The sequence below is a fragment of the Flavobacterium sp. Root901 genome (assembly GCF_001429765.1).
Classification (GTDB): Bacteria; Bacteroidota; Bacteroidia; order Flavobacteriales; family Flavobacteriaceae; genus Flavobacterium.
Map to the genome: position 1 here is coordinate 60,326 of NZ_LMJB01000007.1, position 18,615 is coordinate 78,940.

The following is an 18,615-nucleotide window of genomic DNA, read 5'->3' on the forward strand; positions in this document are numbered from 1 at the left end:
CTCAATATAAAAACTAATACTACTGTATCGAAGTAAAGTACCGCTATTACTGCTTATACTTCAAAACTTGCAAAATAAATCAAAGGGTTAAGCCAGACTTAATTTTTAGAAAAAACACTGCATCAATACGTGGCGTACTTATGTTAGCATATTGGTCTTAAACATGTTATATCAAAAAAAATCTAATCAATAACAACAATGTTTAACCTTTAAAATCCCAAAAACTAACATTATGGAACCCAATTCCCACATCAAACTCTTTTTAGAGGTTTCAGCACTTCTGACAGGTTTCAGTAAAATGGAACTCAAATCTACCGGAATGCTCGAAACTTACTACAACACCATTCAAAAAAACATGGACAAACAAGACATCGATTATTTTTTTCTCGATGTTCATGTACTTCTAAACGATCAGTCTCATCAGGATATTGAAGATGCTCTGGCTTCTCAGTTTATGGCCGCTTCATCGTACAATGGTCTTGCAGCAAATATCATCATCCTTTGGTATACCGGAAACTGGGGAATCGAAGTAGTATCATCTGCTTCGTACGTTCAGGGACTTATGTGGAATGCGGCGCACTCACATCCGCCGGGAGCAAAACAACCTGGCTACGGCTCATGGGCAGAACGTCCTCTTACAGTTAAAAATTCATAACAAAAACGGTATTCAAATGGAAAATAATTATGATGTAGTAATAGTTGGTTCTGGAATTGCAGGATCAATAATAGCTAAAGTTCTTACCAATGCAGGTAAGAAAGTTTTAATGCTCGAGGCTGGCCTTTCGGCAGGAATGGCACTGGATCAGGATGCTAATTACAGAAACTATCAGGACTATATAAATACATTTTATACCGCTTCTGCAAAAGTTCCAAATTCGCCTTATCCGAATATAAAAGATGCACCTTCCATCAATGTTCTCGATATTGAGAAGATACCAAAAAACAGACCCGCAACAAAAGGTTATCTGGTACAAATGGGTCCGCTTCCTTTTGCAAGTGATAACACAAGAGCTCCCGGCGGAACTACTTTACACTGGCTTGGAACAACACTCAGAATGCTTCCAAACGATTTTGTGATGAAATCTAAATACGGAGTTGGTGTCGACTGGCCAATTAAGTACGAAGATATGTCGCGTTATTATCAAATGGCCGAAAACGAAATTGGCGTTTCAGGAAATGTTGACGATCAGCATTATCCTATCGAACAAAAAAACATTTTTGGTCCGGATTATGTTTTTCCAATGAAGGCAATTCCAACGAGTTACCTTGACGGCGTAATGAAAAAGGTAATCGACGAAAACAGCAAAATTATACTTAATGATAAAGCATATCAATTGTATACCATTAGTACGCCGCAGGGACGAAATTCAATTCCGAATCCTGATTACAATATCAGAGGTGTAGAATGGAATCGTGCTTCAAAAACATTAGATCTGATCAAAAGTGAATTTGGAGATTATGATCCTGTTGGTTCAAACTGGGATCAGTATAGGGGTCAGCGCTGCGAAGGAAATGCGAGCTGCGTACCAATTTGTCCGGTTCAGGCTAAATACAACGCCATAAAAACATTCAAAAAATCTGATATGGGAAATCTTGTTGTAAAAACACAAGCCGTAGCTTCCCGACTGCTGATCAACGAAACTTCAAACTGGATAAACGGCGTTGAATATAAAACATATATTAAAGGTTCTTCTTCTGAATATGAAACACATACTGCAAAAGGAACTTTGTATGTAATGGCCTGCAGCGCAATCGAAAATGCTAAATTATTATTGGCTTCCGGAGCAGCAAACAGCAGCGATCAGGTTGGTCGTAATTTAATGGACCACATGACAGTTTTAAGATGGGGATTAGCAAAAGAGCGTATTTATCCTTATCGCGGCCCGGGTTCTACCTCAAACATTCCAACTTTTAGAGACGGGGAATTTCGTAAAGACCACGCTGCCTGGATTCTCCCGTTAGACAACTGGGGCTGGGCATGGCCGACAGGATCACCTGCTACTGATGTCATTAATGCGGTAAATGAAGGCATTATAGGAAAAAAACTTCGTGCCAAAATTGAAAATACGGTAACGCGTCAATTCTTTACCCATTTCGAATGCGAACAAGCGCCGGATCCCGATAATCGTGTCACAATCGATCCTCAATACAAAGATAATATTGGTAATTACAGACCAGTAATTCATTATAAAGCAACAGAATATATGCTAAAAGCATTTGAAGCCACAGGAATTGTTTCTGAGCAGATGTTCAGTCAGTGCGGTATCGAAGATTTTACATCTTATAATCCTGCTACTGATGCTGATTATGTGACTTACAAAGGCAAAGGATACACTTTTGCAGGTGCAGGACACATTGTAGGTACACACAGAATGGGATTTTCAAAGGAAGATTCTGTTGTAGATGCCAATATGCGCACCTGGGACCACGAAAATCTTTATCTGGTTGGCTGCGGAAATATGCCCACGCTTGGTACTTCAAACCCAACTCTAACCATGTCTGCTTTAACTTTTAAAGCGGCAGAAGCTATTCTTAAACAACTTGAACAATAACTCATTATGGAAAATAAATTATTTCAAAAGAACAACCCAAATCGTCAAAAGCTAATTAAACCAATTGCAGATTTGGATATAAACGAAGAGGTTTACTCAGTTGCGACAGATAATACCTTTCTGGCCGATAATGAACTTAGTGTCGCACCGGCAATAACGGCTAAAAGTGCAAAAGGGATTTCGTTGAAAATGTCAAAAAGAGATGTAAAAAATTACATCAAAGATCTTAAACATCTTCAGGACTGTCTTAGGACTGCTTTACAGCTGGAACTTTCTACAATTCCACCTTATTTATGCGGACTTTATACGATTAAGGAAGGAAGCAATGTTGAAGCCGCAGCACTTATCAGGAGTGTTGTGGTTGAGGAAATGCTTCACATGGTTTTGGTTTCAAATATTCTGAACGCCATTACAGATCCGGAAACGATTAAAAAAGGAGAAAAACTTTTTAATGTAAAAGATATTATTCCGGTATACCCTACTCCGCTTCCGGGCGGCATTGTTCCTGAAGTTCCTAAAGGATCACCGCCGTTTGAAGTCCATCTTTTAAAATTCTCCAGAGAAGCATTGGAAGAATTTTCTACAATCGAAAGACCATCAGATCCTAAGGCTCCAATTACGGGACATTTTGATAGTATCGGCCAGTTTTATGAAGCGATTCGTTACGGTTTACTTCGTTTAAATGAGTCTACACCCGGAGGAATTTTCAAAGGTGATCCAAGCCGTCAGATTACTGCTGAGCATTATTACGGAAGCGGTGGTAAAATTACCAAAGTCGTAAACTATGAAGATGCCGAAGAAGCAATTGGAGAAATTGTAGGTCAGGGCGAAGGAATCGACGGAACGATTGCTACAGAACAGGTTTTGTTTGGAGAAGATATTGAATATGCACATTATTTCAAATTTCAGGAAATCTCTTACGGAAGAATGTACAGCGCAAATGACACCAATTTTCAGATGCCTGTAAAAAGTATCCCGACAGGAAAACCATTTACAGTGAGCTGGTCTTCAGTATATAACATGAAAGCCAATCCAAAAATGACTGATTATGAACATAATCCTGAATTACTGGAAAAAGCCAAAGACTTCAATAAAGTGTATGTACAGCTCTTAAACGGAATAAACGATGCCGTAAGCGGTGAACCTGAGCTTCTTATAAAAGGAATCACAGTTATGTACGAGTTAAAATACAAAGCATTGGAATTATTAAACATTCCGCTTGAAAATGGCGAATGTGCAGGTCCAACATTTGAATATGTAGAAGTATAAATAATGACTAAGATATGTCTTTCGTCACAAAATATCGACAGCTATACAATGCAATTGTCTATAGCGTACTACGGCACGCCGAATTTATTCTCAATTATATTTTCTACCGATATTTTGTGCCTAACGGCACTCATAAACCATAACTAATAAAACAAAAAACTATGTATTATCCACTTGAAGCAAAATGGACCATTCTGCCGGGAAATGAAGAAAAAGCAAAAGCTGCTTTAATTCAACTGGCAAAAGATGTTCAGGAAAATGAACCGGAAACCTTATTGTATATGGTTCACGTTCCGGATTTCAACCAAAAAAGTCTTCCGACTCCGCCACAGGGTCAGGTTATTTTTTGGGAAGTTTATGAAAACCAGGACGCATTCTTTAAACATGTAAACGGTCCAATATTTACAGAATTTGTAAAAACGTACGGCGACTTATTTTTAAGTGACTTTAGCACTCCGCCAAATGTTTTCATGACCACTGAAGTATTATTTCAGATTCAGGGATTTAGCCGAAAAGCACTTTAAAATCCTGAAAAACCAATAAACCCTATCCAAAACAAATCAATAAAAAAAATAAAATGGCATTAGAACAAAATAATCCGTTAGCAAATCTGAACCTGTCAGGTTTAAACAAGCTAGAAGCAAAAACAGAAAACAAGGGGCTTAAATCAAAATTTAAGGCCGCCGCTGTCGAAACAGCACCAGTAGATCTTGGTGTTTTAGAATCATTAGTTGGTACCTGGGTTGGCCCGGGTTTCAACATAATTGAAGTTCCAAATATGAATCAGGCAAAACCGGGTCCGCCTCCGGCAGATAAATTCAAAATCATATTAAACTCAACTGCAGAAACTTTTACTTTTTCTTCTATTGGAGGTGATATTATCAATCGTGGAAATGCGCAGTCTGATATCGCTTTTCAAGGCTTACATTATTTACAACAGGTAGATGATGTGAATCTTCCAAGCGGACAAAACGGAATTCATTTAGAAACGGGATTATTTTTAAATCTTCCAAGCGGAACTGATCCGGCGGTACAGCCAAGTATCGCCAGATTAGGTTCAATTCCGCATGGAGATTCGATTTTAGCCCAAGGGACTTTTTTTACTGTTAATGGAGGGCCTCAGTTTGATGTAGCCGATCCTACTCCGTTTTTTATCATCAACGGAAAAAGGGTTAATGATACGAGCGAAACTTATTTATCACAATTGGTAAATGCTGTTCCTCCTCCGGGAATTCCAAAAGAAGTAATTATGAACCCAAATATTCTTTTGGAAAATGCCATTAAAGGTCAAAATATCATCAAAACAGTTGTAATCTTTTTAGATGCAAATCCTATTGACGGTGTGGCAACGCCGGGTGCTACAAGTCCGGTTGGCGGAATTACAAACATTCCGTTTGTAAATGTAAACGCTAATGCTAACAGTTTATCTGCGGTATTTTGGATAGAAACTGTTCAAAATGCAGACGGATCTACTTTCCTTCAATTGCAATATACACAAACCGTAATCCTTGATTTCCCCGTTTTTGCCCCAGATGGAAGCGTTGTCGAAATTAAATGGCCTCACATTTCAGTAGCAACACTTCGTCTTCAGGAAACAGCATAAAATTCTGAAGAAAAATCACTAAAACATTTAAAAGAGATTAAAATGGAAAATAATAACAACGCACCCATGTTACTGCACAGCACGTACTTTAACCTGGGAACAAGTAATACTCCGGGTATTATAGAAGCTTATATGTCTGAAGCCAGACAATATCTTTCTGAATCTGTGGGAATGATTTCTTTCTGGATAGGCGTTAAAACAGATGATATGGTCCGCCCGGAAAATGATCTGAATTATGACATTGCCATGCACCAGCTTTTTGAAAATGAAGCCGCTTTTAATGTATATAATGGAAACGATCAGGCACACAATCAGTTTGTTATAGATGTAAACAGATGGGTTCCGGGCACAACAAGACGTGTTATGGATGCTTATGTTACCAATCTTATTATTGGCGGCAATTCTTCAGAACCACAGACTATCGGTACTGACGGGAATTTTCCGCAGAGTTTGTTTCATAATTTGTATTTCTCTTTAAAAGACAAATCAGCAGAAAACATTAAAAAGTTTACAGACATCTGTGTCGAATATTTATCCGGACATCCGGGAATTCAGCAGTTCACAACCGGAGGACTTACTGATATTAAAAGAAATGTTTCTGTACGAAATTTTGAGGTTGCGGTTTCTATTATTTACGAAAGTAAAAAAGCGTACGACGAATATCTGAAAAGCAAAAAACACGACGAATTTTTTCCTGCAACTGCCGGAATGATCGACAACACGTACATTTTTGATTCTTATTTAAAATATCAGTCAAAAGTGTATTCGCTTACCAGATAATCATCAAAAATTAAATTAACCCAAAAACTAAAAAATCATGATAGAAACAGCAATTCAGGAATTAGTCCGGGAGCTGAGCGGTTATGTGCTTCAGCCGGGAGATTCAGAATATGAAGATGTTATAAAAATTGACAACGGACGAATTCAATTCAGACCACGCCTGATTATTTTTCCGGCAGTAGTTGAAGATGTCAGGTTAGGACTAAAATTTGCTATCACAAACGATCTTCAATTTTCAATAAAAGGCGGCGGACACAGTGCTGCCGGATATTGTCTTAACGAAGGCGGTGTCGTTATTGCCATGAAAAATTTAAACAGAATTACATTCGATCCTAAAAAAGAAACCGTTACGGCAGAAATGGGCGTAATATGGTATGATGTTTACAAATTCATGCAGGCGACTAACACGGGATTAATTCCTGTTGGCGGCGGATGTCCTACGGTTGCTCCTCCCGGTTTCATGCTGGGCGGGGGATATAGTTTTGTTTCCCGTTCGTACGGAATGAGCATTGATAATCTTGAAAGTCTAAAAATCGTTACGCCATACGGAGAATTAAGACATATAGGTATTCACAGTACTGCTGCAGAAGATATTGATCTTTTCTGGGCTTGCTCCGGAGGGGGCGGCGGAAACTTTGGAATTGTAGTCGAAATGGAAATGAGAGTTCGTAAACCATTAAGCAAAAAAATGCTGGTAGGACAAATTCGTTATCCTTTAGAAATGGCTGAAGACGTTTTAGGTTATTACAACGACTGGGTTGAGAACGTGCCAAATGCAATGGCCGTTTATGGTTTTATGGGAAATCAAAAAGATTTGATAGACAAAACAACCAATGTAAAAGTACTGGGTTTAACTCCGGTTTTTAACGGTGATGGCGCAGAAGGAATTGATTTACTTCAGGGCCTTTTAAAACTAAAACCAATTAATGCCGATTTGTTTAACATGACGCTTCCTGACTGGGAATTTTACAACGGTTACACCACAAGAGTTGCCGGAAGAAGTTCGTATATAAGGTCTACAGTACTTCCGAAAGGCGGAATGAATAACAAAGTTGCAAAAGTTATTGTTGAATCGATGAGTAAAGCTCCTTCTCCGGAAAGTTTTGCAGTCTGGACACATGCCGGCGGAGCAATCGAAAATGTTGCTGCAGATGCTACTGCTTATGTACACAGAAACAGTCGTTTTGTTCCGGAAATTAAATCAATCTGGGATTTAGACAAACCCGGTGATACTTTAAAAAATGTAGAATGGGCATATGAATTTTTCGAAAGATTATCTGATGCCGGAAATGCTACAGGTGCTTACGTTAATTATATTGACCCATTGCAGCACAATTGGACCGAACAATATTACGGAAGCAATTACAAACGTTTAGTAGAAATTAAAAAGAAAGTAGATCCAAACAACTATTTTAATTTTCAGCAAAGCATTGGTTCGTCATTTAACCCAACTAAAGAACTTACAGATATCAGCCCGATAAACCGAACCAGAGTATAATACCTTACTAACCCAATCCCCGAAGTTTTATTTAATCTTCGGGGATTTACTATTCAAATCCATAACCTATTAACCTATAAGTCATGTCTCCAGCATCAGAAATCATTAAATTACTTAACTTACAGCTAAATAATACAGAAGGCGGTTATTTTGCCAATACATATCCAATATCAAATATTGAAAATCCGCCATGCAGTGCTATTTATTATTTTCTGGATAATTCCCGCTGCTCGATCATGCATAAAGTTACAGGAGATATGCTGTATCATTTTTATGCAGGAAAACCGGTAGAAATGCTTCTATTATATCCTGAAGGTCATACACCAAAATCTGAAGTATGCATTTTTAGCAATGAAATTGATAGAGGCGGAAAACCAATGAAAGTCATTCCGGGAGGAACTTGGATTGGTTCCAGAATTAAAAGTAAAGATTCCTGGAGTCTTATGGGAGTATCTATGGCGCCGCCTTTCAACCCAAAAGATTATTTTTTAGGAGACAGAAATACGCTTATTGCACAATATCCAGAACAGGAAAAATTAATCACTGCACTTACCAATCCCTCATAAACAGGCGTATTTTAATATATTTAAAAAAATAATCATGATTTTATTTGCAAATATGACCAATCGGTCATATCTTTGTTCCGTTAAATAAAAGCTATCATGGCAAAAGGTGAAGAAACCAGACAATTTATTATAGAAAAAGCCGCTCCTATTTTTAATACAAAGGGAATTGCAGCTACTTCTATGAGCGATATTATGGAAGCGACCAAATTGTCAAAAGGAAGCATGTACGTTCATTTTGAAAACAAAGAGGTTTTAGCCTGCGCAGCTGTCGATTACAATGTAAAGGTTTTAAGCTCAAAACTTCAGGCTGCATTGAGCAAAGCCAAAACTTCAAAAGAACAATTATTTGCTTATATAGATTTCTTTAGTGATCCGCTTCAGCCGCCGGTTATGGGAGGCTGTCCGTTATTAAATTTCGGAACAGAAGCAGATGATACAAATCCAATCGTAAAAGAAAAAGTAAACACGGCTATACGAGGCGGCCAGCAATTACTTTCAGGCATTATAGAAAACGGAATCAAAAATAAAGAATTTAAAAGCGATTTAGTTCCGGCAGATTTTGCAACAGCAATGTTTGCAATGTTAGAAGGCGGACATTTAATGGCCAGAATGTCGGGCAATAATGCTAAAATGCATATCATTTCTAAAACCCTTAAAAATTTAATAGACCAAAACAGCATCTAAATTTTTTTTATCAAAAAAATGACTGATCGGTCATTTTTAATATTATCAGTAACAATAACAATTAACAATTAAATTAAGAAATCATGTCAAAAACAATTTTAATTTCAGGAGCATCAAAAGGATTTGGAAAAGCCTGGACAGAAGCATTTTTAGCTAAAGGATATAAAGTAGCTGCAACAGCCCGAAATATCGAAACATTAAATGATTTAAAAGCAAAATACGGCGATGCTATTCTGCCTTTAAAACTAGACGTTAATAAACGTGAAGAATCTTTTGCTGTAGTAGAAAAAGTAAAAAATCATTTTGGAACAATTGATATCCTGATCAATAATGCAGGTTATGCCTTAAATGGTGCGGTTGAAGAAGCAAGTGAAACAGAAGCAAGAGCACAATTTGAAACCAATTTCTTTGGTACTTTATGGTTAACTCAGGCCGTTCTGCCAATTATGAGAAATCAAAAAAGCGGTCATATTATTCAGGTTTCTTCTATTTTAGGAATTGCAACTTTACCAGTAATCGGACTTTATAATGCTTCAAAATTTGCGGTTGAAGGTTTAAGCGAAACTTTAGCATCAGAAGTAAAACAATTCGGAATCAATGTTACTTTGGTTGAACCAAACGGTTATATTACAGATATTTGGGGCAACGAATTCCACAGCAAAAAAATTGATGCTTACGACGGACTTAAAAAAGCTCTTGCTGACGGTCACAATCCTGATAATTTCGGAAAAGTTGAGGCGACAGTACCGGCAATCGTGAAACTGGTAGAAGCTGAAAATCCTCCTTTGCGTTTATTTTTAGGAAAAATAGCTTTACCATTTGCAAAACAAACCTACGAACAAAAACTAAAAACCTGGGAAGAATGGGCCGATGTTTCTGTAGAAGCTCATGGCTAATCAATTCTCTTTATAATAAAAAAAGGCAGTTTAGAAACTGCCTTTTTTTATTATTATTTCTTTTTTATTTTTTAGGAAGGTAGATCCAAAAAGTAGTTCCTTTTCCAGGTGTGCTTGTAAAATTAATTATACCATTATGGTTTTCAATAATTCGTCGGCATAAGGCAAGTCCGATACCATTTCCTCCATATTGATCGCGTTCATGCAATCTTTGAAACATATTAAATATTCGCTCTGAATACTGACTTTCCATACCAATTCCGTTGTCGGCAATTGAAATTATATGATAATTTTCAGGTGAAGCCGCGGCAAATTCCGGAATAATTTCTGCAGATATTGATACAGAGGGCTGTGCCGTATTAAATTTGAGTGCATTATTAACCAAATTATAAAACAACTGACGAAGCTGAGTATCAAGACCTAAAACTGTTGGCAGAGATTTAATTTCAATTATGGCATTTTTTTCTTCAATAATTAAACTTAAATCACCCAATATTTCAGAGAGCGTTACATTAAGATCGACTTCTTCAAATAATTGAATTTTATTATCGATTCTAGAATAGTTAAGAACATCAGCTATCAGATTCGAAAGCCTACCCGCAGCAAGAGTAATCCGGTCAAAATAATATTGTTTTCGCTGGTCTTCACTTAAATGTTCACCCGCTCTGGAAAGCATAATCATAATTTTACGAAGCGGTTCCTGAAGGTCATGGCTGGCAATGTAAGCAAATTGTTCTAATTCTTTATTTTTAAAAACCAGTTTAGAGTTTACGCTTTCTAACTCACGCTGAATTACTTTTAATTCTGTATTATCTTTCAGCGTTTCAACGACCATTTTTTGAGCATTAATGTCTACAAAATAGACTAACCAGCTGCTAAAAGTACCATCTTCTGCCCGATTTGGCATAATCGAAATTAAATGCCAGATATAGTCTGATCCTTTTTTTAATCTGGTTTCAGCTAAAAAATCAGATCGGCTGGATTTTGCTTTGCTCCAGCCTTCTAATATTGCGTCAACATCATCAGGATGAATAAAATTACTGAGATTTTTTTTGTCGAAAACAGGCAGCGGAACTTTCAGGTAGCTTTCTAATGATTCGTTCGTTAAAAGGACGTTATTTCGTTCGTTAATAACACAAATTAAAATTGGAATTGTATTAGCGAGCTGTTTGTATTTATTTTCACTTTCGGCCAGTTTTTCTGAAAGGGCAATCAATTCTATATTCTTCTTTCTGATTTCATCATACGGCGATAAAGGAGGTTCGAATTTAAAATAATCAATAAGACCTTTTATCTTGGTATCTGAAAGAAGTCCCGGAGAAACAACCGGCTGGCTTATTTTTGTTGTAGATTGATTGTTATAGTAGCTGTATTCTATATTTCCTGATATTCTGGAGGCATAATTAAATGCTTCGGGACTGCAGCTCTTTAAATCTACTGTATCTGTAATAATAGCTACAATCTCTTTTTTAGTCGCTTTAATGATATTTATACCAATAATAAGCAGAGAATCTTTACCTTTTGCAATAGAGCATCTTGCGACTTCAGATACTGCTGTTGAAAACCTGGTTTGAAATGACGATGCCATGCCGCACATCTCTGCAATTTTCATGCATCGTTTATGGGCCAGTATCAAATCCATTTCGTTATCCAGATTTATTTGTATGATCTCTTTCATGGTACTAAATTATTTTGCCGACAAGAATGGTTGCGTCATCAGTTCCTCTAATGTTTTCTTTAAAAATTGCTGCTCCAATTATACCGGGATTTTGTTTTAATATAGAAGTTAAGTCATTAAGGTTCCATCTGGTTCGCAAACCATCGCTATGCATAATTATAATCTGATGCTTTTTATATGGAACGATTGTACTATTTAAAGTCCTCGGAATGTTATGTCCAATAATGCCGTTGTAAGGTGTATAGGTTTTATTTTCTAAACCATTATAAATGCGGGTATTAATATTTCCAATACCGCATATATTCCAAACCTCTGCATTATAATCTACTGATACGATTGTGGCTACAAGTCCTCTGCTCTTTTTTACTTTTGCATGAATTTCTCTCAGAAGTTCTGCAGGTTCAAATTCTATAGATTGTCTAAAAGCCTTTATTGCCATCTGTACAGCTTCGTATGCATTTTCTCCGTGTCCTAACCCATCTCCAACAAATATCTGAAAACCTTTTCGGGTTTGTTTTATATAATACCCATCTCCGCAAACTTTTTCACCCGGATAATTCAATGCGATTTCCATGTGGTTTAAACCACTTTGTAATGCCTGAGGCTGATAATCGGGTTTTTCGCAAATTTTAACATATTGCACACAACCCCAGTCTTTCATGGAATAAATTTGAAAATCATTACTGAGCCTTTTAATCGATCCTAATCCGTGACCCAAAGTATTGGAAGATGAATAACCATCATTCATAATTTTGGTCAAGTTTTCAAATCCATCTCCATTATCAAGACAGTAAATCTCGATGGCATTGTATTCTCCGTCTAAATGAGCACGGTACAATAGTTCGCCGCCATTTGCATATTTGATAAGGTTTGAAGTCAATTCGGCAACAATAATGTCTGTTTCGGCAGCCCGATGAGGAGTAAAACCCAATTGAAGTGCGAGATTGTGTATTTCTCTTTTTATAAAAGCTATAAGGCTGCGATCGTCAATTTTATAACTGGAAAAAGTATTATCCATTTTTCCATTTTATTATAGTAACAGTAGTACCGTTTCCAAGTTCTGACTGAATGTCAAATTCGTTAACTAATCTTTTAGTTCCGGGCAGTCCCAGCCCTAAACTTTTTCCTGTGCTGTATCCGTCTTTCATTGCTAATTCTAAATCTGCTATTCCGGGGCCATTATCAATAAAAGTCACACGCACGCCATTGTCGCGTCCGTTGCTTACAGATTCTATGACAACCCTTCCTCCTCCACCATATTTTAAAAGATTACGGACAAGTTCGCTGGTAGCTGTAATTAATTTGGTTTGGTTTAAAATACTCATACCAATCTTAACTCCATACTCTTTTACGCGGTTACGCAAAGGCACCACGTCTTGTTCTCTCACAATTAAGGCTTCTTCTCTATTGTTCGTTATCGTAGTCATCTTCTTCCTGCTCTTCGTTATCACTATTGTGCATTTTTGAACGCAGTAAATCCATGCCTTTTTCAACATTAAGGGCACTGATGACTCCATTTAGGGATAGACCTAATTCAACTAATGTAATAGCAACAGCAGGCTGCATACCTACAACAACGGTTTGTGCATCTAAAATTTTTGACATAACTGCAATGTTTCCAAGGATTCGTCCCATAAACGAATCTATGATAGAAACAGCAGATATATCAATTAATACACCTTTTGAACTATATTTACTAATTGAATTAATTAGATCTGATTCGAGGTTTTCTGCCAGCTGATCATACAAATCTACTTGTATAGTAACCAACAGGAAATCTCCCATCTTAAGTATAGGAATTCTTTCCATATCAATAATAAAATCTACTCTAAAGTTTTTCTTCTTTTAACGACAGTTAACTGCAGCATATCAAATGCTGTCTTAAGTGCACTTGCAAGTGATGCTTTTGTAATAATGCCGTTAAGGTCAATTCCTAAATGCACTACAGTCTGAGCGATCTCCGGACGAATTCCGCTGATAATACATTCTGCACCCATTAAGCGTGTTGCACTTACTGTTTTAATAAGATGCTGGGCAACAAGTGAATCTACAGCCGGAACACCAGAAATATCAAGAATAGCAATTGAGCTTCCTGTATCTACAATTTGCTGTAATAAATTTTCCATTACAACTTGTGTTCTGGAGCTGTCTAAAGTTCCAATAATCGGCAAAGCAACAATACCTTCCCAAACTGTAATTACCGGAGTAGAAATCTCGCTAATTTCGTCAACCTGTCTTGATATAATATCTTCTCTTCCTTTCATGAAAGATTCAAATGTCAGAATAGTCAAATTGTCCAAAATTGTATTAAGCTGCAGATTGGCATCATAAAGCTGTCCCGGATCTTTTACTAATTCAGACAAAATTTTTGAAGATGCTTCTTTAAATGACAGTAAGTATTGTGCATTTTCTCTAGGTGTAAACCCACGTTTTCCTCTTGAAGATGATATTCCAACAATAAGATCATTAACTTTTTCAAATTCTTCCGAATCCTCGTATTTTCCATCTGTCTTTGCCAGGGCATTTAAAAATAGAGATGCAAATTCTTTAGATTCTTCTTCTACTAATCCGTCTCCGGAACCATTGTTTGAGAGAATTTCAGACCATGTAGTCAATAATTTATTTTCATGCTCTTTCAAGCCTTTAAGTAAGTTGTTTTGCATTGGGATTATATTAGGTATTTGTTCTTTAACAAATATATAATTTTAATTTGTAACATCGGAAAAGAATTATTAAAACAAAAGGAAGAAATTTAAAGTATCAGGCAAAAAACATGAAAATCTGCAAAACCAGCTTCTAAATATGTTAAAGTTTAGAACTTTTAAAAAAAAAGAGGCTTTTTGTATAATCGCCTTTTTTTTAATTAAAAACTAAATATTAAAAGTCACGATAATTTCGGTGCCTTTACCAATTTGAGAATGAATCTCAAACTGCCCTTTTAGAGAATTTGTCCTTTCTTTTATATTAGATAAACCAATTCCTTTTTTAGCCGTATTGAGATCAAATCCAACACCATCGTCAATAATAGATAACTGCAAAACATTTTTATCAATCAATTCTATTTTTACATCGACTTTTAAGGCCTTCGCATATTTTTGAATATTTAAAAGTGCTTCCTGAATGATTCGGTAAAAATTTATTTTATAAAAATTCTGCACCTGCTCCCATTCAAACCTATCATCGACTGAATAATAAAATGCTGTTTTACTGATCTCGTTTTGGCTTTTAATTAAATTAGACAACAACGTATTAAAATCATTGCTTTCTAAAAATGAATCCTGGTTCAGATCGTGTGAAATTGATCTGATTTCATTTTCAATGTTTTGAAGTTCAAAAATATATTGTTTTCTTTTTTCTATGGTTTTTTCGTCTGTTTTAGAATTAAAAAAACCTAAATTCATTCGTACACCATACACTTTGTTCATTACTCCGTCATGAAGTTCCCTTGCAATTTTGTTTTTCTCTTCTTCTTTTGCCGCATTTATTTTATTCTGCTGTTCGCTTAAAAGCTGATAGATTTCATCGCTGTCACTTTGCTGCTGTTTTACAAATCGTAATTCTTTATTCTTGTATTTCAGATAAGTAAGTACCGAAATTGCGGAAAGAATTAAAAAAAGAGCAAAAGAAAAAATCAAAATATAAAAATTCTTTTTAGTCAAAACCTTATTTTCATCTTCCACCTTAACGGTTTCATATTCAATTCTGGCGTATTTATTTTTGGTCCTGCTTTGAATACTATTTATACTATCGCTTATTTGAATATATTGGTTTGCATAAAACAATCTTTTTTTGCTGTCAATCAGCGTGAGAAGTTTTAATGTATTTAAAGTTTCGTTGGTATTTTTTAATTTAATCGAAAAATCATAAGCTTCTTTTAAAATATTTAAAGATTTTAAAGAGTCTTTTTGAGTTAGATAAAATTCTCCTAAATGGATTTTTTTATACATAACATCAGAATGATATCCGAGACTGTCGACAATTTTTAATGACTCTAAAAACATCGATTCAACATTTTTATATTCCTTATTTTTCATTTTAGAATACGCCAGATTCGACAATACAATGGCATAAAATCGAGGCCAGTTTTTCCTTAAATTTTTGGTCAGTAAAGGTTTTAATTCATTAATTGATTTGGAATAATCTCCTTTTAAATCATACAAATTGCAAATATTAATTACAGATGATATGTTGAAATTATTGACTTCATCGCTATCTGTATTGTTTCTTTTCATTACTCTTAAATTCCGCAATGCCAGCTGATGGTATTTAAGAGCCTGATCGTACATAAACAGTTTTTCGAGACAATTTCCCATTAAGGTATTGCAGGAATACAGAAGTTTTATATTGTTTGAATTTTTTAAGCATTCAAGTCCTTTGGATAATTCTACTTCACATTCTACATAATTTCCGTCATAGAAAAGAACATATGCTTTGTTAAAATACATTTGCCCGAGTTTATCATAATCATGAATTTTAGAATAGATTTTTTGAGCCTGAAGATAATAATAGTAAGCGCTGTCTTTTTGTGAATTTTCATAACAATCGCCAATAAAATAAAGCGATTTTGCTATTCTCGTGCTGTCATTTTCTTCACGTGACAATTTTAAAGCCGTTAAACTCGATGAGTATGATTTTTTTAAATTATTGAGATAATAGTACTCTTCTCCAGCTTTTAAATATAAATTTCTAACAATCGAATCATTTTTTTGATGCTTTAAACTGCCAACTAGCGAATCTAAATAACGCTCTTTTGCTGTTCCCGAAATTCTACTGAAGTATTCTGTATCAAAAGTATGCTGTTTTTGATGATTCATTTTTAACCCAATTCCCCTATTATAAAGCAGTACTGCTATTACTACTGTTAACAGAATTATGGGTATATATATTTTCCACTTCAATCTCAAAATGAATACTTTATTAGTTATAGCTCAAATATATATTAAATAAAGAAGACTATAATACACATCCAGTATTATAGTCTTCAGAAAATAGGACAAAACATTTTTTATTTGATTTTTGGATTCAGCGGGTCTCCGTCGGGCTCAGCCATCCTCAGGTTAACACTAACTTTTAGAGTATCAGTTATTTTAGAATTTACTGCTTTAGATAAGCTGTTTTGATCTTCATTTATATTTTTTTTTTCGTTTGAATTAAAATCTTGATTTTCAAGATCATCAGTTGTACAAGATAAGTTCATCACTAAAATTGACGCAAAAAGAATACGAATTACTTTACTTTTCATGGTGTGCTTTTTTTTATGTTTTTGCAAAAAAACATTCAAAAAAGTTGCATATTTTACGGAAAATCCGTAAGATTGTTTAATTTTATATAAATTTTACCCCAATGCCTCTTACTATTTTAATTGTTGATGATCACCCTATGACAGTTGACAGTTATGTTAACCTTCTGTCTGATGATTGTTTTGATTCAATTGAACCTGTTTTTCTGAAAAAATACAATTGCGAGTCTGCGTACAAAAAAATAATGGTACTTGAAAAACAAAACACCAAACTTGATTTTGCGATTCTTGATGTCAATCTTCCTCCTTACGAAGAATTTAATATCACAGACGGAATTGATCTGGCATTAACAATTAGAAAGACGCATCCTTCGTGCAAAATTTTACTGTTAACCATGCACACCGAAGCTTTTATAGTAAACAGAATCATAAAAACAATTAAGCCGGACGGCTTTATATCAAAAAGTGAAGTTAATTTTGAATCCTTTCCTGCGATTTGCAAAAAGATTCTGCAGGGAGAAATGATTTATAGTGAGGAAATTATAAAATCTCAAAAAAAATTAACACACCGAAATTTAAACTGGGATGAATACGACAGCCAGATTTTAATTCTTTTATCTCAAGGTGTTAAAACAGTTAATATTCCTAATCACATTCCACTTTCAATGAGTTCAATTGAAAAGCGAAAAGCCAATATCAAAAGCCATTTATTATTAGAAAAAGGCGGCGATACCGAGCTTATTAATAAAGCCAGACAATTGGGGCTTATTTGATCGCTCCGAAAAAATTCAATCTGCAATCTTAAAAGAGCGTTACAAGCGGTAATACAGAAACTTATTATTTTGAATTAACTCCTTGGTGAAAACAAACTGAAAGGAAAGTTTGACATCCCATCGTTTCAGGTTGCAAAATAAAAAAGGCAGATGAAAAAAATCATCTGCCTTTCTAATATCTAAAACAGCTGCAAAAAAATCCTCCCGCAGCTCTTCAATAACTATTTTACCATCCTTTAACAGCACCGCCTTTAAATTCACGAATAGCAGCCTGCTCTACTTCCGCAGATTGAAAAGCCTGCAAAAACTGTTTTACTTTAACATCATTTTTATTGTCTTCACGGCTTACCACAAGATTTACATAAGGAGAATCTTTATCTTCTACAAACAAAGCATCACGTGCAGGAACTAATCCGGCCTGAGAAGCAAAAGTGTTATTAATAATTGCAATTGAAACATTGGCATCATCCAGTGCACGAGGCAGCTGCGGCGCTTCTAATTCTAATATTTTTAAGTTTTTAGGATTGCTTACTATATCTGTTACTTTAGGTAAAATACCCACGCCTTCTTTAAGTTTTAATAAACCGTTTTTCTGCAAAAGCAATAAAGAACGACCTCCATTTGTTGGATCATTTGGAATAATAACGGTACTTTCGTTTTGTAATTCTGAAAGGCTTTTTATTTTTTTTGAATAACCCGCAATCGGATAAACAAAAGTGTTTCCAATAATCGCCAGTTTATAACCGCGCTGTTTAGACTGCTCATCCAGATAAGGTTTATGCTGAAAAGCATTAGCATCAATATCGCCCTGGCTTAAAGCCTCATTTGGAATTACATAATCATTAAAAGAAACCAATTCAACCTCAAGTCCAAATTTTTCTTTGGCTACTTTTTTGGCTGCTTCAGCAACTTTTAATTCCGGTCCCGATGCCACACCAACTTTTATAAAATGCGGATCGTTATTTTTACTTTTTCCGCAATTTGCCAAAATCAATGATAAAGCTAAAATACAGGCTGTTTTCAAGAAATTTATTTTCATGACAATTCTATTTTTAATTTTTAATTTCTAATTTCTAA

Annotated in this window: 19 protein-coding genes; 11 read left to right on the forward strand and 8 right to left on the reverse strand. The window is 35.4% G+C overall.

Going from position 1 to position 18,615, the window contains the following annotated elements; all coding sequences use genetic code 11:
- The first annotated feature begins 232 nt into the window (after nucleotides 1–232).
- The 10 genes from ASE21_RS13715 to ASE21_RS13760 all read left to right on the forward strand — a co-directional run bounded on the left by ASE21_RS13715 (nucleotide 233) and on the right by ASE21_RS13760 (nucleotide 9,848).
- Entirely contained in the window at nucleotides 233–655 is a 423-nt protein-coding gene (locus ASE21_RS13715) for a sugar dehydrogenase complex small subunit (RefSeq protein WP_057123253.1), read from the forward strand.
- Between the two features lie 16 nt (nucleotides 656–671).
- On the forward strand, nucleotides 672–2,552 hold the full coding sequence (locus tag ASE21_RS13720; RefSeq protein WP_057123254.1) for a GMC family oxidoreductase: 1,881 nt from the start codon (nucleotides 672–674) through the stop codon (nucleotides 2,550–2,552).
- A 6-nt stretch (nucleotides 2,553–2,558) separates the two neighbouring features.
- The gene (locus tag ASE21_RS13725) at nucleotides 2,559–3,821 is read left to right on the forward strand and encodes a ferritin-like domain-containing protein (RefSeq protein WP_057123255.1); all 1,263 of its coding nucleotides are present in this window, start codon (nucleotides 2,559–2,561) and stop codon (nucleotides 3,819–3,821) included.
- Between the two features lie 161 nt (nucleotides 3,822–3,982).
- Nucleotides 3,983–4,345, forward strand: coding sequence for a putative quinol monooxygenase (locus tag ASE21_RS13730; protein ID WP_057123256.1), 363 nt, complete (start codon nucleotides 3,983–3,985; stop codon nucleotides 4,343–4,345).
- 53 nt (nucleotides 4,346–4,398) lie between these two features.
- On the forward strand, nucleotides 4,399–5,424 hold the full coding sequence (locus ASE21_RS13735) for a heme-binding protein (protein ID WP_057123257.1): 1,026 nt from the start codon (nucleotides 4,399–4,401) through the stop codon (nucleotides 5,422–5,424).
- Nucleotides 5,425–5,466: 42 nt separating this feature from the next.
- Nucleotides 5,467–6,204: a Dabb family protein gene (locus ASE21_RS13740; protein ID WP_057123258.1), complete on the forward strand. Its 738-nt coding sequence runs from the start codon at nucleotides 5,467–5,469 to the stop codon at nucleotides 6,202–6,204.
- A 37-nt stretch (nucleotides 6,205–6,241) separates the two neighbouring features.
- Nucleotides 6,242–7,702 (forward strand): FAD-binding oxidoreductase, encoded by a 1,461-nt coding sequence (locus tag ASE21_RS13745; RefSeq protein ID WP_057123259.1) that lies wholly within the window; start codon nucleotides 6,242–6,244, stop codon nucleotides 7,700–7,702.
- Nucleotides 7,703–7,785: 83 nt separating this feature from the next.
- Nucleotides 7,786–8,268 carry a cupin domain-containing protein gene (locus tag ASE21_RS13750; protein WP_057123260.1) on the forward strand — a complete coding sequence of 161 codons (483 nt, stop codon included), beginning with the start codon at nucleotides 7,786–7,788 and terminating at the stop codon, nucleotides 8,266–8,268.
- Between the two features lie 96 nt (nucleotides 8,269–8,364).
- Complete coding sequence (locus tag ASE21_RS13755; RefSeq protein WP_057123261.1) at nucleotides 8,365–8,952, forward strand: TetR/AcrR family transcriptional regulator; 588 nt, start codon at nucleotides 8,365–8,367, stop codon at nucleotides 8,950–8,952.
- Between the two features lie 83 nt (nucleotides 8,953–9,035).
- Nucleotides 9,036–9,848 carry an SDR family NAD(P)-dependent oxidoreductase gene (locus tag ASE21_RS13760; protein WP_057123262.1) on the forward strand — a complete coding sequence of 271 codons (813 nt, stop codon included), beginning with the start codon at nucleotides 9,036–9,038 and terminating at the stop codon, nucleotides 9,846–9,848.
- Nucleotides 9,849–9,912: 64 nt separating this feature from the next.
- Here the strand turns inward: ASE21_RS13760 and ASE21_RS13765 are convergent, their stop codons facing one another.
- From ASE21_RS13765 to ASE21_RS13795, 7 genes are all read right to left on the reverse strand, one after another.
- Nucleotides 9,913–11,526: a sensor histidine kinase gene (locus ASE21_RS13765; RefSeq protein ID WP_057123263.1), complete on the reverse strand. Its 1,614-nt coding sequence runs from the start codon at nucleotides 11,524–11,526 to the stop codon at nucleotides 9,913–9,915.
- A 4-nt stretch (nucleotides 11,527–11,530) separates the two neighbouring features.
- Nucleotides 11,531–12,544, reverse strand: a complete 1,014-nt coding sequence (locus ASE21_RS13770; protein ID WP_057123264.1) for a SpoIIE family protein phosphatase — start codon at nucleotides 12,542–12,544, stop codon at nucleotides 11,531–11,533.
- On the reverse strand, nucleotides 12,537–12,953 hold the full coding sequence (locus ASE21_RS13775; protein ID WP_057123265.1) for an anti-sigma regulatory factor: 417 nt from the start codon (nucleotides 12,951–12,953) through the stop codon (nucleotides 12,537–12,539). Before ASE21_RS13775 ends, ASE21_RS13770 begins: the two co-directional genes overlap by 8 nt.
- Nucleotides 12,931–13,335 carry an STAS domain-containing protein gene (locus ASE21_RS13780; RefSeq protein WP_057123266.1) on the reverse strand — a complete coding sequence of 135 codons (405 nt, stop codon included), beginning with the start codon at nucleotides 13,333–13,335 and terminating at the stop codon, nucleotides 12,931–12,933. The genes ASE21_RS13775 and ASE21_RS13780 overlap by 23 nt, the downstream gene beginning before the upstream one ends.
- A 14-nt stretch (nucleotides 13,336–13,349) precedes the next feature.
- Nucleotides 13,350–14,189 (reverse strand): STAS domain-containing protein, encoded by an 840-nt coding sequence (locus ASE21_RS13785; RefSeq protein WP_057123267.1) that lies wholly within the window; start codon nucleotides 14,187–14,189, stop codon nucleotides 13,350–13,352.
- A 207-nt stretch (nucleotides 14,190–14,396) separates the two neighbouring features.
- On the reverse strand, nucleotides 14,397–16,340 hold the full coding sequence (locus tag ASE21_RS13790) for an ATP-binding protein (RefSeq protein ID WP_057123268.1): 1,944 nt from the start codon (nucleotides 16,338–16,340) through the stop codon (nucleotides 14,397–14,399).
- A 191-nt stretch (nucleotides 16,341–16,531) separates the two neighbouring features.
- Nucleotides 16,532–16,768, reverse strand: a complete 237-nt coding sequence (locus tag ASE21_RS13795) for a hypothetical protein (RefSeq protein ID WP_057123269.1) — start codon at nucleotides 16,766–16,768, stop codon at nucleotides 16,532–16,534.
- Between the two features lie 101 nt (nucleotides 16,769–16,869).
- Between ASE21_RS13795 and ASE21_RS13800 the strand changes: the two genes are divergently transcribed.
- On the forward strand, nucleotides 16,870–17,538 hold the full coding sequence (locus tag ASE21_RS13800) for a response regulator transcription factor (RefSeq protein ID WP_057123270.1): 669 nt from the start codon (nucleotides 16,870–16,872) through the stop codon (nucleotides 17,536–17,538).
- 226 nt (nucleotides 17,539–17,764) lie between these two features.
- Here ASE21_RS13800 and metQ read toward each other — a convergent pair whose 3' ends face one another.
- Nucleotides 17,765–18,577, reverse strand: a complete 813-nt coding sequence (metQ, locus tag ASE21_RS13805; RefSeq protein ID WP_057123271.1) for a methionine ABC transporter substrate-binding lipoprotein MetQ — start codon at nucleotides 18,575–18,577, stop codon at nucleotides 17,765–17,767.
- Nucleotides 18,578–18,615 lie beyond the last annotated feature (38 nt).

Coding starts and splice junctions, on each gene's coding strand:
- ASE21_RS13720 (WP_057123254.1), top strand. CDS start 672: ATGGAAAATAATTATGATGTAGTAATAGTTGGTTCTGGAATTGCAGGA.
- ASE21_RS13780 (WP_057123266.1), bottom strand. CDS start 13,335: ATGGAAAGAATTCCTATACTTAAGATGGGAGATTTCCTGTTGGTTACT.
- ASE21_RS13785 (WP_057123267.1), bottom strand. CDS start 14,189: ATGCAAAACAACTTACTTAAAGGCTTGAAAGAGCATGAAAATAAATTA.
- ASE21_RS13745 (WP_057123259.1), top strand. CDS start 6,242: ATGATAGAAACAGCAATTCAGGAATTAGTCCGGGAGCTGAGCGGTTAT.
- ASE21_RS13795 (WP_057123269.1), bottom strand. CDS start 16,768: ATGAAAAGTAAAGTAATTCGTATTCTTTTTGCGTCAATTTTAGTGATG.
- ASE21_RS13790 (WP_057123268.1), bottom strand. CDS start 16,340: ATGAATCATCAAAAACAGCATACTTTTGATACAGAATACTTCAGTAGA.
- ASE21_RS13730 (WP_057123256.1), top strand. CDS start 3,983: ATGTATTATCCACTTGAAGCAAAATGGACCATTCTGCCGGGAAATGAA.
- metQ (WP_057123271.1), bottom strand. CDS start 18,577: ATGAAAATAAATTTCTTGAAAACAGCCTGTATTTTAGCTTTATCATTG.
- ASE21_RS13735 (WP_057123257.1), top strand. CDS start 4,399: ATGGCATTAGAACAAAATAATCCGTTAGCAAATCTGAACCTGTCAGGT.
- ASE21_RS13765 (WP_057123263.1), bottom strand. CDS start 11,526: ATGAAAGAGATCATACAAATAAATCTGGATAACGAAATGGATTTGATA.
- ASE21_RS13800 (WP_057123270.1), top strand. CDS start 16,870: ATGCCTCTTACTATTTTAATTGTTGATGATCACCCTATGACAGTTGAC.
- ASE21_RS13740 (WP_057123258.1), top strand. CDS start 5,467: ATGGAAAATAATAACAACGCACCCATGTTACTGCACAGCACGTACTTT.
- ASE21_RS13715 (WP_057123253.1), top strand. CDS start 233: ATGGAACCCAATTCCCACATCAAACTCTTTTTAGAGGTTTCAGCACTT.
- ASE21_RS13755 (WP_057123261.1), top strand. CDS start 8,365: ATGGCAAAAGGTGAAGAAACCAGACAATTTATTATAGAAAAAGCCGCT.
- ASE21_RS13750 (WP_057123260.1), top strand. CDS start 7,786: ATGTCTCCAGCATCAGAAATCATTAAATTACTTAACTTACAGCTAAAT.
- ASE21_RS13760 (WP_057123262.1), top strand. CDS start 9,036: ATGTCAAAAACAATTTTAATTTCAGGAGCATCAAAAGGATTTGGAAAA.
- ASE21_RS13770 (WP_057123264.1), bottom strand. CDS start 12,544: ATGGATAATACTTTTTCCAGTTATAAAATTGACGATCGCAGCCTTATA.
- ASE21_RS13725 (WP_057123255.1), top strand. CDS start 2,559: ATGGAAAATAAATTATTTCAAAAGAACAACCCAAATCGTCAAAAGCTA.
- ASE21_RS13775 (WP_057123265.1), bottom strand. CDS start 12,953: ATGACTACGATAACGAACAATAGAGAAGAAGCCTTAATTGTGAGAGAA.